The sequence below is a fragment of the Rhizobium atlanticum genome (assembly GCF_030182485.1).
Classification (GTDB): Bacteria; Pseudomonadota; Alphaproteobacteria; order Rhizobiales; family Rhizobiaceae; genus Rhizobium.
The window spans coordinates 177,246-191,772 of sequence record NZ_JAQJCJ010000007.1; the positions used below are offsets into that span (position 1 = coordinate 177,246).

Annotated in this window: 13 protein-coding genes; 5 read left to right on the forward strand and 8 right to left on the reverse strand. The window is 61.1% G+C overall.

Annotation, left to right across the window (positions count from 1 at the left end; all coding sequences use genetic code 11):
* Positions 1-15 precede the first annotated feature (15 nt).
* Together leuB and lpxE are read left to right on the forward strand one after the other, a co-directional pair.
* Positions 16-1,128 (forward strand): 3-isopropylmalate dehydrogenase, encoded by a 1,113-nt coding sequence (gene leuB / locus PH551_RS12720; protein WP_285193260.1) that lies wholly within the window; start codon positions 16-18, stop codon positions 1,126-1,128.
* 258 nt (positions 1,129-1,386) lie between these two features.
* On the forward strand, positions 1,387-2,139 hold the full coding sequence (gene lpxE, locus PH551_RS12725) for a lipid A 1-phosphatase LpxE (protein ID WP_285193261.1): 753 nt from the start codon (positions 1,387-1,389) through the stop codon (positions 2,137-2,139).
* A 42-nt stretch (positions 2,140-2,181) separates the two neighbouring features.
* Here the strand turns inward: lpxE and PH551_RS12730 are convergent, their stop codons facing one another.
* The 5 genes from PH551_RS12730 to PH551_RS12750 form a co-directional block, all read right to left on the reverse strand.
* A complete protein-coding gene (locus PH551_RS12730) occupies positions 2,182-4,068 on the reverse strand; it encodes an MFS transporter (protein ID WP_097598307.1) in 1,887 nt (628 codons plus the stop codon).
* Between the two features lie 237 nt (positions 4,069-4,305).
* On the reverse strand, positions 4,306-5,577 hold the full coding sequence (locus tag PH551_RS12735; RefSeq protein ID WP_285193262.1) for an ABC transporter permease: 1,272 nt from the start codon (positions 5,575-5,577) through the stop codon (positions 4,306-4,308).
* The gene (locus PH551_RS12740; protein WP_285193263.1) at positions 5,574-6,266 is read right to left on the reverse strand and encodes an ABC transporter ATP-binding protein; all 693 of its coding nucleotides are present in this window, start codon (positions 6,264-6,266) and stop codon (positions 5,574-5,576) included. Before PH551_RS12740 ends, PH551_RS12735 begins: the two co-directional genes overlap by 4 nt.
* A 6-nt stretch (positions 6,267-6,272) precedes the next feature.
* On the reverse strand, positions 6,273-6,734 hold the full coding sequence (locus tag PH551_RS12745) for a hypothetical protein (protein ID WP_221114766.1): 462 nt from the start codon (positions 6,732-6,734) through the stop codon (positions 6,273-6,275).
* 197 nt (positions 6,735-6,931) lie between these two features.
* Positions 6,932-8,686, reverse strand: a complete 1,755-nt coding sequence (locus PH551_RS12750) for an alkaline phosphatase (RefSeq protein ID WP_285193264.1) — start codon at positions 8,684-8,686, stop codon at positions 6,932-6,934.
* 91 nt (positions 8,687-8,777) lie between these two features.
* Between PH551_RS12750 and PH551_RS32905 the strand changes: the two genes are divergently transcribed.
* The 3 genes from PH551_RS32905 (at position 8,778) to PH551_RS12760 (ending at position 11,124) form a co-directional block, all read left to right on the forward strand.
* Positions 8,778-8,984, forward strand: a complete 207-nt coding sequence (locus tag PH551_RS32905; RefSeq protein WP_085779883.1) for a hypothetical protein — start codon at positions 8,778-8,780, stop codon at positions 8,982-8,984.
* 110 nt (positions 8,985-9,094) lie between these two features.
* On the forward strand, positions 9,095-10,129 hold the full coding sequence (locus tag PH551_RS12755) for an aspartate-semialdehyde dehydrogenase (RefSeq protein WP_020922622.1): 1,035 nt from the start codon (positions 9,095-9,097) through the stop codon (positions 10,127-10,129).
* 170 nt (positions 10,130-10,299) lie between these two features.
* Positions 10,300-11,124 (forward strand): lytic murein transglycosylase, encoded by an 825-nt coding sequence (locus PH551_RS12760; protein WP_285193265.1) that lies wholly within the window; start codon positions 10,300-10,302, stop codon positions 11,122-11,124.
* Positions 11,125-11,174: 50 nt separating this feature from the next.
* Here the strand turns inward: PH551_RS12760 and PH551_RS12765 are convergent, their stop codons facing one another.
* From PH551_RS12765 to pdxY, 3 genes are all read right to left on the reverse strand, one after another.
* Positions 11,175-12,794, reverse strand: a complete 1,620-nt coding sequence (locus tag PH551_RS12765) for a GGDEF domain-containing protein (protein ID WP_285193266.1) — start codon at positions 12,792-12,794, stop codon at positions 11,175-11,177.
* 91 nt (positions 12,795-12,885) lie between these two features.
* A complete protein-coding gene (locus tag PH551_RS12770; protein ID WP_285193267.1) occupies positions 12,886-13,527 on the reverse strand; it encodes a carbonic anhydrase in 642 nt (213 codons plus the stop codon).
* Positions 13,528-13,598: 71 nt separating this feature from the next.
* A complete protein-coding gene (gene pdxY / locus PH551_RS12775; protein WP_285193268.1) occupies positions 13,599-14,474 on the reverse strand; it encodes a pyridoxal kinase PdxY in 876 nt (291 codons plus the stop codon).
* Positions 14,475-14,527: the final 53 nt, after the last annotated feature.

Here is a 14,527-nt window from a genome sequence, read left to right on the forward strand (position 1 = left end):
TTCCAGGAGGGTTTCATGACTGCGCGCAATCTTTTCCTGCTGCCGGGTGACGGCATCGGTCCCGAGGCGATGGGCGAGGTCCGCAAGATTATCGCCTATATGAACGAGGCGATGAATGCCGGTTTCGTCACCGACGAAGGCCTTGTCGGCGGTTGCGCTTACGATGCCCATGGCGCGGCGATCTCGGAAGCCGACATGCAGAAGGCGCTTGCCGCCGACGCCGTTCTCTTCGGCGCGGTCGGTGGTCCCAAATGGGATAGCGTACCTTACGAAGTGCGCCCGGAAGCCGGCCTGCTCCGCCTGCGCAAGGACCTGCAGCTCTTCGCCAACCTGCGTCCCGCCATCTGCTATCCGGCGCTTGCCTCGGCCTCGTCGCTGAAGCCGGAACTGGTCGAAGGCCTCGACATCCTGATCATCCGCGAGCTGACGGGCGGCGTCTATTTCGGCGAACCGAAGGAGATCATTGACCTCGGCAACGGCCAGAAGCGTGGCATCGACACGCAGGTCTACGATACCTACGAGATCGAGCGCATCGCCGGCGTCGCCTTCGAAATGGCCCGCACAAGGCAGAACCGCGTCTGCTCCATGGAAAAGCGCAACGTCATGAAGTCGGGCGTGCTCTGGAACCAGGTGGTGACCGAAACGCATAAGGCGAAATATTCCGACGTCGAGCTCGAACATATGCTGGCCGATGCCGGCGGCATGCAGCTGGTGCGTCAGCCCAAGCAGTTCGACGTCATCGTCACCGACAATCTCTTCGGCGACATGCTTTCAGACGTCGCCGCCATGCTGACCGGTTCCCTCGGCATGCTGCCCTCGGCCTCGCTCGGCGCGCCGGACGGTAAGACCGGCAAGCGCAAGGCGCTCTATGAACCGGTGCACGGCTCGGCCCCCGACATCGCCGGCAAGGGCATTGCCAACCCGATTGCCATGATCGCCTCCTTCGCCATGTGCCTGCGTTATTCCTTCAATATGGTCAAGGAAGCCGATGACCTGGAAAAGGCGATCGCCAACGTGCTCGACAAGGGCATCCGCACCGGCGACATCATGGCCGACGGCTGCCAGCAGGTCGGCACGGTCGAGATGGGCGATGCAATCCTCGCCGAATTCAAGGCGCTTTCGGCCTGATATATTTCACGTGAAACAGTTCCCGCCCTTCGCATCACGCATGCGGGGGGCTTTTCAGAGATAGACAAAACCCGCCGGACTCGATTGAATTAACCGAAACGGACTATCCTCGGCCACAATCTCGTGTATTTTTGCGCCGGATTTCACCTCCGCATATTTTGGAAGTTGGAAACGATTTCCGGTCTATGCGCCAGTTCAAAGTGAAAGAGCGCCTGCCGCACGCGCGGCGCTCGAAGGCTAATTCGAACGGACGACGGCATGCGGGCATTTTGGGCTTCCCTGGACAGGCGCTGGCGCCGGAGCGACGCTGCGATGCCGCCTTTGCGCTGGCAGGCTTGTCTCTTCATCACGATCAACGCCGTCATCCTTTCCATGCTGCTCTTCGACGCGCCGATCGGCGCCAGCGAGCCTCCTGCAGCTGTAAAGCACCTCGGCGAACTGCTGACGGGCTTCGGCGATTCCGCCTGGCTGATCTACACCAGCGTCCTTCTGTTCTTCCAGGGCAGGGCGGGATACAAGCTCCTGAAATCGGCGCGCTCCAGGGCACAGGCGCTTTATGTCAGCTGGATCGGCGCCTACCTTTTCACTACGGTCGTCTGCTCCGGGCTTCTCGCCAACCTCCTGAAACGGGCGATTGGAAGGGCGCGTCCCGACCACTTCCACGATTACGGCATGTTTTCTTTCACGCCTTTTTCAGGTCATGCCGCTTTCGAAAGTTTTCCCTCCGGCCATTCCACCACGGTCGGCGCCTTCTTTGCCGCTTTTGCGCTTCTGTTTCCGCGTTACCGCATTCTCTTCATCGCCTTCGCCATCTGGCTTGCCATGACGCGCGTCATGGTCGGTGCGCACTATCCGAGCGACGTTATCGCCGGTCTTGCTTTCGGCGGCTGGTTCTCACTGCTGACGGCGATCGTCTATGCCCGTTGTGGCCTGCTCTTCAAACTGGCGCCGGACGGCTGGCCGCTCGCCAAGCGCCTGTTCCCCGACGCGAAAAAGCCCGGCGCCTTGTGAGCGCCGGGCTGTTTTTCGAGCATGTCAGACGCGGACGCGTCATCAATCCATGGCGTGGATATCCCTGTTCTTCGTTTCCGGCAGGAAGATCAGGCCGATCACCAGCGTGATCGCCGCAAAGACGATCGGGTACCAGAGACCGTAATAGATATCACCCGCGGCAGCGCTCATCGCGAAGGCCGTCGCTGGCAGCAGGCCGCCGAACCAGCCGTTGCCGATATGATAGGGCAGCGACATGCCGGTGTAGCGGATGCGGGTCGGGAAGAGTTCGACCAGAAGGGCCGCGATCGGGCCATAGACCATCGTCACATAGATGACGAGGACGAAGAGGATGGCGATCGTGCCGACCCAGTTGACGCGGGTCGGATCGGCAACCATGGCATAGCTGCCGCCATTGGCGATGTTGTAGACCGCCATGTCGGTGACGCCATTGGCCTCGTCCGCCGTCAGCAGCTTGCCTTCGACCAGCTTGGCTGCCGGCATGGTTTCCTTGTCGCCGGCGCGCACCGCATCGGCAGTGAGCGCCAGTTCAGGATTGGCGGCGATGAAGGCGTCGAGCTTGCTATCCGGCACCTTGGCGGCGGCCCGCTTCAGCGGATAGCCGGCATCATGGAGCGCAATGTTGACGCCTTTTTCGAAGGCGGCGGTCATGCCCTTCGCCTTGTCGCCGGCAGCAACGACGTCGAAGCTGGTAATCGTACCGTTACCGACCTTCACCGTCGCCGGTTGTCCGGCGGGACCCGGCACGACGTCATATGGCACCGAGTTCTTCGTCAGAAATGCTGTCGCCACGTCGCATGAGCTGGTGAATTTCGACGTACCCGTCGGGTTGAACTGGAATTTGCAATCCGCCGGATCGGCCGTGACCGTTGCGCGGATCGACGCCTGCGCTTCGGCCAGCGCGGGATTCGCCATCCAGGTCATTGCCTTGAACAGCGGCTGATAGGTCACTGCTGCAAGTAGGAGGCCTGCCATGATGATCGGCTTGCGGCCGATCTTGTCGGAAAGACCGCCGAAAATGACGAAGAATGGCGTGCCGAGGAAGAGCGCAATAGCGACCATGACATTGGCCGAAAACAGATCGACCTTCAGCACGTTCTGCAAGAAGAACAGCGCATAGAACTGGCCACCGTACCAGACGACTGCCTGGCCCATGGTGGCGCCGAGAAGGGCGATGAGCGCGATCTTGGCATTCTTCCATTGCCCGAAGGCTTCGGTCAGCGGCGCTTTGGAGCCCTTGCCTTCTGCCTTCATGCGCTGGAACGCCGGCGATTCATTCATCTTCAGACGGATCCAGACGGAAATGCCGAGCAGCACGACCGAGACCAGGAACGGGATGCGCCAGCCCCAGGCTGCGAATTGAACCGGACCCATCAGCGACTGGACCAGGATGATGACGATCAGCGACAGGAACAGGCCGAGCGTCGCCGTCGTCTGGATCCATGAGGTGAAGTAGCCGCGCCGTCCGTTCGGCGCATGTTCGGCGACATAGGTTGCAGCACCACCATATTCACCGCCGAGCGCCAAACCCTGGAGCAGGCGAAGACCGATCAGAATGATCGGGGCTGCGATGCCGATGCTGGCCGCACCCGGCAGGATACCGACGAGGAAGGTCGACATGCCCATGATCAGGATCGTCACCAGGAAGGTGTATTTTCGGCCGACGAGATCACCGAGACGGCCGAAAACCAGCGCGCCGAACGGACGTACCAGGAAGCCGGCGGCAAAGGCGAGCAGCGTAAAGATATTGCGCGTCGCCTCGGGATATTGGGTGAAGTAGGTCGCACCGATATAGGTAGCGAGCGAACCGTAAAGATAGAAATCATACCATTCGAAAACGGTGCCGAGCGAAGAAGCGAAGATGACCTTCTTCTCCTCGCCCGTCATCGGACCGGCCTTCGCGCCGTCGATGCTTGTGACATTTGCCATTGTCTGTCCTCCACAGAGTGATGAGCAACGGGCGCGGCCGACTCTCCTCAAAGCATACCCCGGGCCGCGACACGCCTGACGAGAGTGTGCCAGAAAAGACAGGCCGCAAAGAGAGATGCTTTGGGATTATGACTTTAGTCTAACGAAGTCGCGTTCCGTCACTCGCATCGGAGCGTTGCTCCGCACCGGCGATGACATTGGCGGCGGGACGGTTCAGCCGGTTTGCGAAGGGACCTGCTACGCCCTCAGCGCCTGCGCCGGCGATTGCCGGTAGGCAAGCACCGCCGGCAATGCGGCGAGAATACCGGCAAAGGCGAGCAACACCCCCGTAAGCTCGGCATCTTCCCGGGCGAAGCCAACCGGCATGGCGATGCCGCTGGTCTGCGAGAGCATGCCGGACAAGGTCAGCGCCGCGGCGAAACCGAGCGCAAATCCAAGTGCTATGCCGACTGCCACCAGAAAGAAGAATTCCAGGAAGACGATGCCGAAGATCGCGCCGCGCGGGGCGCCGAAGGCTCTGAGCGCGCCGATCTGGCGGCGGCGCTGGCCGATATGAATGACCGTGACCAGGACCAGTGAGGCCGCGACAAGAGCCTGTGCGCCGGAAGCGATCACAACAAGGATCTGCTTGGCGTCGCCCAGCGTTGCGTAAAGATTTGTCAGCACCTCGCCGGGGAAGACGGCGATGGTATTGCCGTTGCGATAATCCCGTCGAAGCTTATAGGCATCGGCGATCGTTTTCGGCTTGACGAGGATGGCCGGAAGGCCTGGAGCATCTGTGGCCCAGGTCTCCTTCAGCACGGCTTCCGGATCGAGCTTTCCATGATGATCGTGCGCGTCACGATCGGCGCCTGCATGATCATGATCGTGTCCGTCCTCTTCGGCGTCTCCCGCATGCTCCTCCGCCTCCAGCCCGTGAATGTGCCAGACCGCCTGAATAGGAACGAGAATCGCCCGGTCCCAGGCAGTATCCGTCGGCCGCAGGCGACCGACGACATGATAAGCGAGTTCGGTGTGGGTCTCGCCCCCTTCTTCCGCCGAACCGTGCATCGGCTTGATTTCATCGCCGAGCGAAAGCCTGACCGCGGAGCCGATCACTGCCTCTCCTTCGTGGGTGAAAGCCTTGCCTTCGGCGAGATCGCCGGACAGCTTGTTCGACATCTTTGTTGTCGTACCGACGATCGGGTAGCTGGAGAAGAAATCGCCGAAGCCGATCGGCGCCGCCCAGTCGACCCGGGGGTCGGCGGCAAGTTTTGCCAGCACCTCGCCCGGCATCAGCGGCAGGGGCGAGAGCTGCAGGAAGACGGAGGAGAGCACGAGTTGTGTCTCGCTGCCGCCGGCGCCGATGACGAGGTCGAACTTGTCGGCGGCGCGCGCGCTGCCGAGGCGAAGCGCCCGCTCCTGCAGCACCACGGAGACGCCGAGCGCGGTCGCAAGCGCCACCAGGAGCACGACAACCAGTGATCCCGCCCACAGGCGGCGAAGATCGGCACAAATGAAGCGGATCATGCAGCCTCCCCCGCAGCGGCAATGGAATCCTCGCTGATCCGGCCGGAACTGAGCGTGATACGCCGGTCGAGACGGCCGGCGAGCCGCTGGTCGTGGGAAACGACGATCAGCGTGCTGCCTTCGGCATTGGCAAGATCGAGGAGGAGATCGCCGACGGCCTCACCGCTTTCTGCGTCAAGACTCGCGGTCGGCTCATCGGCAATGATGACACCGGGCTTGCGCAACAGCGCGCGGGCGATCGCCACGCGCTGCATCTCGCCGCGCGACATGCTCTCGATCTTCTGGCCGGGCCGGGACAGGTTGACCGTGCTCAAAAGTACATGCGCCCGCTCGATGACGGCGGCCGTCGCGGCGCCGGCAAGCCGGGCAGGCAGAAGCACGTTTTCGAGTGCCGACAGGCCGGGGAAAAGGTGGAATTCCTGCATGACCAAGCCGATATTGACGGCGCGGAACCGGTCTCGCCGGCTTTCCGAAAAAGCGGCGATATCCTCACCGTTCCAGCGGATATGGCCCTGCCGCGACCGCTCAAGGCCGGTGACGACATTGACGAAGGTGCTCTTGCCGGAGCCTGATGCCCCCGTGATGGCGACCCTGCTGCCGGCCTCGATCGACAGGCGGCCGATTGCCAGCGCCGGCGAACTGAGGCCCGGAAAGGTGACATCAAGGTTTTCGATATCGAGTGCGAGCATGTCGGTTTAAACAGCAAAATATTCGGCTTGGCGGATCCGCAATAGGCTGACGAAGCCGGTTTCCGGATCGGTCCAGGAGCCGTATTCCAGCGTGCCGCGCACTTCGATTGTCTGGCGCGGCTGCACGAAGGTCTGCTTTTCCGAGAGATAAACCACGACGATATTGTCGGGCCAGTCCGCATCCGAAGAGCAGAAGGGGCAGAGCGACATCGGCACTTCGGTGAGTACGAAGAACTGCGCCTCTGCCTTCAGTGGCGGCGCCATGAAACCCTTCATGTTGATTTCCTGCCCGGCAAGGCGCTTCACCTTGTCCGAGAATTCGAGACCGAGCACGCCGAACTTGCCATAGAGCTCGTCGAACGAAAGCGAAGCGCCGGCCGCGCGCGCAGCACAAGCAGCAAAGGGAAACGCAATGGCAGCGCCGATCAGCCGGCGGCGGCTGAGATGCAGCGAAGAGAATATGTCCATGGCGACCTCCAAGAAGTAGATCCCGGCCTCTGGCATCGGCCCGAAATCGAAACGATTTTCGGAAAGCACGATGCCAGCTTCAAAGTGTTACAGCGTCCTTTTGCGCGTCCGGAAGACGCGCGGCGCTGTAATCGGCCGGGACCATGATCGACAAAAGAGGCAAGGCCGGCAAGCGGCCCTGCAAGATCGACTTTCGATCAATTCGTCTGCTTGGCGCCGAGAGCGAAGGTGTCGGCGAGCACGCGATAGACGTCGCTCTGTTCCATGTAACCATGGAAGCCTTCGGCACCAGGACCGGCCGACTGCAGCACGACATCGTCGACGGCGTGAACGCCGCTCTCGCTGCTCTTCGGAAGATTGCCCTGTACGAAGACGGCGCCGGGAACATCCTTATACTGTTCGTTGGCGACATATTCCTTCTTCTCGTTCTGGACGGCCGGAACGAAAGGACCATCGAGCTTCGGACGAAAGGTCTCATAATGATCGGGGCCGTTGTTGGCACTGAGGAACAGGCGGCGGCTGACGTCGACCTGGTCGGGATAACCGTCGCCATTTTCGTCCTTGTAGTTCGGGAAGCCGGCTTCGGCGTAGGTGCCGACCTTTTCGCGCATTTCCGTGCCGGGCTTCTCGTCGTCGACTGTGCCGATGATCGATACGCCATGCGTGTGGTCGCCGGTGACGACGATCAGAGTGTCCGGATGGGCCTTCTGGAATTCGCGGGCAACGCCGATCGCCTTGTCGAATTCGATAGTGTCGATAACCGCACGATCCCAATCCAGCGGATGGGACATCTTGTCGATCGAGGAGCCTTCGACCATCAGGAAGAAGCCGTCAGCATTCTTCGAGAGGCGGTCGAGCGCAACCTTGGTCATCTCGACGAGACCCGGCTGGTTCGGGAACTTGTCGACGGTGCCCTTCTTCAGGAACTCGCGATCGAGCGTCACGTCCATATTGCCGGTGTGGAAGAGGCCGAGCAGCTTGCCGTCAGCCGATGCATTGGCGGCGAGCTCGTTCTTGTCGATTGCGAGCTTGTAGCCGGCGTCCTGGAACAGCTTGATGTAATCCTGATTGTCCTTGCGCTTGGAACCGGCGACTTCCTTGCCGAGGAAATAGGCCGAGCCGCCGCCAAGGATGACTTCCGGCTTCACTTCGAGCAGCATGCCGACGATGTCGGCCTTTTCGCTGCGGCTGCGGGTATGGGAAACGACCGCAGCTGGCGTCGCATCCTCGATTTCGGACGTCGCGACAATGCCGATCGACTTCTTCGTCGTGCGGCGAACAGCCTCGCCAAAGGTTTCGACGCGCGGGTCGTCGAGCGGAGCCGGCGTCCGGTCCGCATAGACGCCGAGCGCGTTGACGGCCGTCTTGTGCCCCGTCATGAAGGCCGACATGGTGTTGGCCGAATCCGTGGCGACGGCATTCGTCGCTGACGTACCGATGAAGGCCATATGATCGAGATCGTCCATGTTCAGGCGGCCGTTCGCTTTGCCCTCGGTCATGCCCTTGGACATGATACGGGCGGCGGTGCGATGCGCAACGGAAAGGCCGTCGCCGAGCAGGAAGATGATGTTCTTGGCCTTCGGCTGAGCGGCTGTTTCATAAACGTCCCAGGTGACCGACTTCGTCTCATCGCCGGCGGAGACCTCGATCTTGTAGGCGCCGGGTGCGGAGATCTTCAGGCCGCGGAGCAGAAGAGCGGAACCGAGTGCCTTGTCTTCCTTGCCTTTTTCCAGCTCGATGAACTGCGCTTCGCCCCCGAGAACGGTCTTGTAATCCTGACCGTTGACCGTGATCTTCACATCTTCCGGCTTGACCTGCTTGTTGATCTCGACCTTGAAATCGAACGGCGAACCGGCAAGAATCGTGGCGCGATCGAGCGGATAGACCGTGGTCGCCTGGGCGGCGCCCGCAAGGATGGTGGTGGCCGTAAAGGCGGCAAGAAGCGTACGCATGGAAAACCCCCGTTTTCGTTGCAGACATTGACAACCGGGCCGGGATACCTCCCGAGGATGACAGCGGCATGACAACGTCGCACCATGATGGCTGCCGCTTTCGCCCTCCGCCTCCGAGCGCAAAAACCTTGACTCCTGTGGAAAACCTTCTAAGAGCAACAGCGGAAAAGGAATCTCCATGGTTCGCGACGAACACGCCATTGCCGCATGCAATGACCGGGCACGGGTTGCCGGGGTGGATATTGCCGTTCCGGTTTCTTCCAAAACCAAGGCCAAAACGACGACGAAAACCGTCTGACGTCTCTGGCCTGCCGCTCTCTCCCCGGCTCGGCTGGGGACAGGAAGACGCGATTATTCGCGCCTTTCCCCTCACCGGACAGAGGAGAGAAGAGAAAGAGAGCTTGAGAAATGGGTTTCAAAGTAGCAGTTGCGGGAGCGACCGGAAATGTCGGCCGGGAGATGCTCAACATCCTCTCCGAACGCGGCTTCCCCGCCGATGAGGTCGTGGCGCTCGCCTCGGCGCGTTCGCAGGGCACCGAAGTGTCCTACGGCGACCGGACGCTGAAGGTTTCCAATCTGGAGAATTACGATTTCTCCGATACCGACATCTGCCTGATGTCGGCCGGCGGCGAGGTCTCCAAGAAGTTCTCCCCCAAGATCGGCCAGCAGGGTTGCGTGGTCATCGACAATTCCTCGGCCTGGCGCTATGACGCCGACGTGCCGCTGATCGTGCCGGAAGTGAACCCGGACGCCGTCACGCAGTTCACCAAGCGCAACATCATTGCCAATCCGAACTGCTCGACTGCGCAGCTGGTGGTGGCGCTGAAGCCGCTGCACGACTTCGCCAAGATCAAGCGCGTCGTCGTCTCCACTTATCAGTCGGTCTCCGGCGCCGGCAAGGACGGCATGGACGAGCTGTTCAATCAGACGCGCGCCGTCTTCGTTGCCGATCCGATCGAGAACAAAAAGTTCACCAAGCGCATCGCCTTCAACGTCATTCCCCACATCGATAGCTTCATGGAAGACGGCTACACCAAGGAAGAATGGAAGGTGCTGGCCGAGACGAAGAAGATGCTCGATCCAAAGATCAAGGTGACCTGCACGGCAGTGCGTGTGCCCGTCTTCATCGGCCATTCGGAATCGGTAAACATCGAGTTCGAGAACGAGATCACCGCCGACCAGGCCCGCGATATCCTGCGCGATGCCCCGGGCTGCCTCGTCATCGACAAGCGCGAGAACGGCGGCTACATCACGCCTTATGAATCCGCCGGCGAGGATGCAACCTATATCTCACGCATCCGCGAGGACGCGACTGTTGAAAACGGCCTCAATATGTGGGTGGTCTCCGACAACCTGCGCAAGGGCGCGGCGCTGAACGCCATCCAAATCGCCGAGCTGCTCGTCAATCGCGGCCTGGTCAAGCCGCGGAAGCAGGCAGCCTGATACCATTTGTAAACCATAAGATGTTAAAGCCCTGCTCGTTCAGCGGGGCTTTTTCCGGGGCAAATACGACTGTATAAGCGCTCGCCAAACGATGATCGTGACAAAATCGCGAGTGGCTGGCATTCTCTTGCCCGCTTAAAAACTATGCAGATCGAGAGCGGGGTTTCTCAATGCGCATGACAAAGTTGTTTCTGGCGGCCGCTGCGGCACTGGGCGTCCTCAACGCGGTACCGGCGTTCGCGCAAGGACTTCAATGTGGCAATACCAGCGCCGGCTTCGACGCCTGGGTCGCCGATTTCAAGCAGACGGCAGCGGCTAATGGCGTCAGCCAATCCGTGCTCAGCCGTGCCTTCGCTAACGTCAACTACAACAAGCCGACGATCGCCGCCGATCGCGGCCAGAAAAGCTTCAAACTCTCCTTCGACGCCTTCATGCAGAAGCGCGGCGGTGCCGCCGTCATTTCCCGCGGCCGTTCGATGAAAGCGGCTAACCAGGCCCTTTTTGCCTCGATCGAACGCCGCTTCGGCGTTCCCGCCGGTCCGCTGATCGCAATCTGGGGCATGGAGACCGGTTTTGGCAGCTATATGGGCAACCAGCATACGCTATCGGCTGTGTCGACCCTTGCTTATGACTGCCGTCGTTCGGAATATTTCACCGACCAGCTCTATGCGGCACTCCAGCTCGTCTCCGAGGGTTATCTGAGCCCGCAGGCCAAGGGTGCCGCCCATGGTGAAATCGGCCAGACGCAGTTCCTGCCGCGCAACGTCGTGCGCTTTGGCGCCGACGGCGACGGCGACGGCCGGGTCGACATGGTTGGTTCTCGCGCCGATGCGCTGGCCTCGACCGCAAATTTCCTCAAGGGCCACGGCTGGCGTGCCGGCGCCGGCTATCAGCCGGGAGAGCCGAATTTCGCTGCCATCCAGGGCTGGAACGCCGCCAGCGTCTATCAGCAGGCGATCGCCTATATCGGCCAGCAGATCGACGGCGGCAGATAAGCGTTCATCGACAATGGATCTGAAAAATGCCGCTGTGAATGCGGCGTTTTTCATATGCGGGAAGCAAAACCGCCGCTCGATGCCGTCTTGCGTCGCTCCTCTTGCGGAGGAGTCGGCACAACTGGCCCCGACACCACGCAATTGCGGCCCGAAGCCTTGGCGGCGTAAAGCGCCAGATCGGCGCGTTTGACCAGATCCTCGAAGTTCCGGTTGGCGGCGGCATTTGCCCGGCCGGCGCATCCGAAGCTCGCCGTGACTCTGAGCAGTTCGCCGCTCTGCAAAGGAACCTCAGCCGCCTCGATCGCCATGCGCACACGCTCGGCGACGATTGCGGCGTCATCAGGTGTCGAATCCGGCAAAAGTGCCAGGAATTCCTCGCCGCCATGGCGCACCAGAAGATCGAATGAACGGAAATTCTGACGCGCGACGCTCGCGACGTGCCGAAGGACGGCATCGCCGGCATCATGGCCGTGAACATCGTTGACCTTCTTGAAATGATCGAGATCGAAGAGAACGACGGAAACCCAGCGTGACCCGTGCTCGGCCTGGGTGAGGAGCGCCGAGGCGGCGACCTCGAAGCCACGCCGGTTGTACAGTCCCGTCAGAAGGTCGGTTTGAGCAGCGTTGCGCAACTCGCCCACCAGCGTCTCGCGGTCGCCGATCAGCCGGTCTATCAGCCGAAGGCCTCTTGCCGCCAGCAACATCACCAGCGTTGCGAGAATCAATAGGCCCGCACATAGCGCCAGTATCCGCGTCAGGTGTATGTGCGAGAGCGTCGAAAACTGTTCACCGGTCTCGTGAATATCGCTCGCGGCCTCCACCATCTTCTGCTGGAGGAAAACCATGCGTTCGCGCTGTGTGGCCGCCCAGGCGTCGCCCATTGCGCGAGATGGCCGCGACCGGGCGAGAATGGCATCGGTGATCGCATCCGCCCTCACCTGATCGCTGCGACCGAGATAGGCAACGATGTCACGCACGATCGGCGCGGTGGAATGGAAGACCATGTGATCCATGCCGGCACCGAGCATGGTCTTGCCCTGAATGAAGAGTTCAATCGGAAATCTGGCGGAAAGGTCTTGATTGAGGTAACGGGTGCCGATCCCGGTGATCAGCCTTTCGCCGTAGTAGGTCAGCAGGATGCCCATCAGCTGGTTGGATTTCTCAAGCAGCACCGGGTCGCTGATCAGTGGTGAAAGTGCGTCGACGACCGCAAGCTGCTTCAGAGCCGCATACCAGTAGACGGAGCCGGGATTGCTGCCCGAATAACGGCCCTGGTCGACAGCGCTCCGCGCCGCGACGATGCGGCTGTAGGCAAGGCTGAGAGCCGACAATTCACCTGCAAGTCCCTGATCGAGCGTATCTCGGGGCGGCAGGCTGGCCTGGAAGGCGCGGCGTTCGCGATCGAGCGTCAGTCGGCTTCGCTGCATGTCGACTGCAGTCTCGCTGCTGGGATGCGCGAGATAGCGGCGAGTGGCATCGATTTCACTGAGGATTTCAGTCGCCGCGATCGACCCGCCACGCGCCAGCACATCGGCGAACTGCCGGTCTTTCTCAAGATCCCTGTAATGCTGGATGGAAGTTCGGAGAACGAAGGCGCCTTCAATCAGCATGAAGGCGAAGGGCAGCAGAATGGCGGCCAGCATAACCTTTTTTATGGTTTCGAACTTCATCGCCAATCGCCACGTGATCAAATGCCGGTCGCGCAACCAATTGATGCAAGTTTAACAGCAATCCTTAAAAAACTGATAAACCCGCTAGTCCCTAGATCTCGGGACGAATGAAGTCACGCGTGTCCGCGTCCATCACCCAGAGCTCACCTGTCGAGATGTCGAACCAAGCGCCGTGAAGATGAAGATTCCCGGCATCTTCCAGCGCCTTGATATTGGGAAAGCTTCTGAGATTGTCGATCGAGTTGCGGATGGAGACACGCTCGAGCGCAGTTTGCCGCTCGGCCGCGGTCATCACGTCATTGCTCTGGATCTGCTCGGCTGCGGGTCTGACCAGCGACATCCACCGGCCGATGAAATCGCCGGGCGATAGTGGCTCGGCATTCGGATCGAGTGCCGCCCGAATCCCGCCGCAGCGGCCATGGCCCATCACGACGATGTCCGAAACCTTCAGCGCCTGCACGGCAAATTCAAGAGCGGCCGATGTCGAATGGAAATGGCCGTCCGGCTCGTAGGGCGGCACCATGTTGGCAACGTTGCGGATGACGAAAAGCTCGCCCGGGCCGGCATCGAAGATCAGCTCGGGAGCCGCACGCGAGTCCGAACAGGCAATGACAAGCGTACTCGGACTCTGGCCGTTTTCGGCAAGTTGCCGATACCTGTCGCGGGCGTCGGCATAACGCCCGTTCATAAAGTTGCGATAACCGTTCAGAAGGGTGTTTGGAAAACGCTGCATGCCTCTGGATTAGCGCGCGCGGAGGACAAGATCAACTGCTGCACCGCAAAATGCGCACATTGGCAAATGCGTCATTTTTTCCGACGCTGCGCCGGGTGTACGAGCCGGCGCATCTGCACCATCGCCATCGGCGTCGAAAGGCTGGACGCATCGCTGGCCAGCATCAGCTCGTTGCTGCCGCGCTTGACCGCACGCGCAAGCACTTCGAACACGCTGGCGGTGGCAAGCTGCAACGCCTTTTCGTCCTCGAGGCCGGACAGCAGGCGCGACAGGAAAACGGCGGCGAGCAGGTCGCCGAGACCATTCGGCGGGTTCTCGACGACGCGGTGCTCGGCAAGGAGCGCGTGACGGCCGGAAAGGTAGAGATTGCCGGTACCGCCCGCCATCATCGGCACCGCCGAGGTGACGAGCATGCGTGACGGCCCGAGCGCCAGCGCCGCCTCCATGATTGCTCCGTTGTCGTCGAGCGCTGCTCCCGACAGCCAGGCGAGCTCGTACCGGTTCGGCGTGGCGACCGAGGCGAGCGGAATGAGATGGTCACGAATGGCCTCGGCCGTCGCTTCCAGCACGTAGAGGCCGCCGAGATCGCCCATTACCGGATCGCAGACATAAAGTAGTTCGGGATTGTTTTGCCGGAGCGCAGCGATCAGCCGGGCCACCGAGCGTGCCTGGGCGGCATTGCCGAAATAGCCCGAAAGCACAGCCCTGACTTCACCGATCCAGGGCGCGCAAATCAGATCGTCGATCGCCGCGTCGAAATCCGCTTCGGCAAATGTCAGCCGCGTCGAACGGCCATGGCCGGGATGCCAGGGCAGAACGATGGTCGGCAGCGCCCAGACCGGATGGCCGAGCGTCTCCAGCGCAAACACCGCCGCCCGATTGCCAACCGAGCCACGCACGACGTGGCTGGAAATAACGATGACTGTGCCCGCTGCATTTTCCGACATGAAACCGAGGTCCGAATGATGATGGCGTTTGATGATCTTTTTGACGGCGAGCT

Bases quoted from the DNA above. Each gene is read 5' to 3' on its own strand.
- leuB (WP_285193260.1), top strand. From the start codon at position 16: ATGACTGCGCGCAATCTTTTCCTGCTGCCGGGTGACGGCATCGGTCCC.
- lpxE (WP_285193261.1), top strand. From the start codon at position 1,387: ATGCGGGCATTTTGGGCTTCCCTGGACAGGCGCTGGCGCCGGAGCGAC.
- PH551_RS12730 (WP_097598307.1), bottom strand. From the start codon at position 4,068: ATGGCAAATGTCACAAGCATCGACGGCGCGAAGGCCGGTCCGATGACG.
- PH551_RS12735 (WP_285193262.1), bottom strand. From the start codon at position 5,577: ATGATCCGCTTCATTTGTGCCGATCTTCGCCGCCTGTGGGCGGGATCA.
- PH551_RS12740 (WP_285193263.1), bottom strand. From the start codon at position 6,266: ATGCTCGCACTCGATATCGAAAACCTTGATGTCACCTTTCCGGGCCTC.
- PH551_RS12745 (WP_221114766.1), bottom strand. From the start codon at position 6,734: ATGGACATATTCTCTTCGCTGCATCTCAGCCGCCGCCGGCTGATCGGC.
- PH551_RS12750 (WP_285193264.1), bottom strand. From the start codon at position 8,686: ATGCGTACGCTTCTTGCCGCCTTTACGGCCACCACCATCCTTGCGGGC.
- PH551_RS12755 (WP_020922622.1), top strand. From the start codon at position 9,095: ATGGGTTTCAAAGTAGCAGTTGCGGGAGCGACCGGAAATGTCGGCCGG.
- PH551_RS12760 (WP_285193265.1), top strand. From the start codon at position 10,300: ATGCGCATGACAAAGTTGTTTCTGGCGGCCGCTGCGGCACTGGGCGTC.
- PH551_RS12765 (WP_285193266.1), bottom strand. From the start codon at position 12,794: ATGAAGTTCGAAACCATAAAAAAGGTTATGCTGGCCGCCATTCTGCTG.
- PH551_RS12770 (WP_285193267.1), bottom strand. From the start codon at position 13,527: ATGCAGCGTTTTCCAAACACCCTTCTGAACGGTTATCGCAACTTTATG.
- pdxY (WP_285193268.1), bottom strand. From the start codon at position 14,474: ATGTCGGAAAATGCAGCGGGCACAGTCATCGTTATTTCCAGCCACGTC.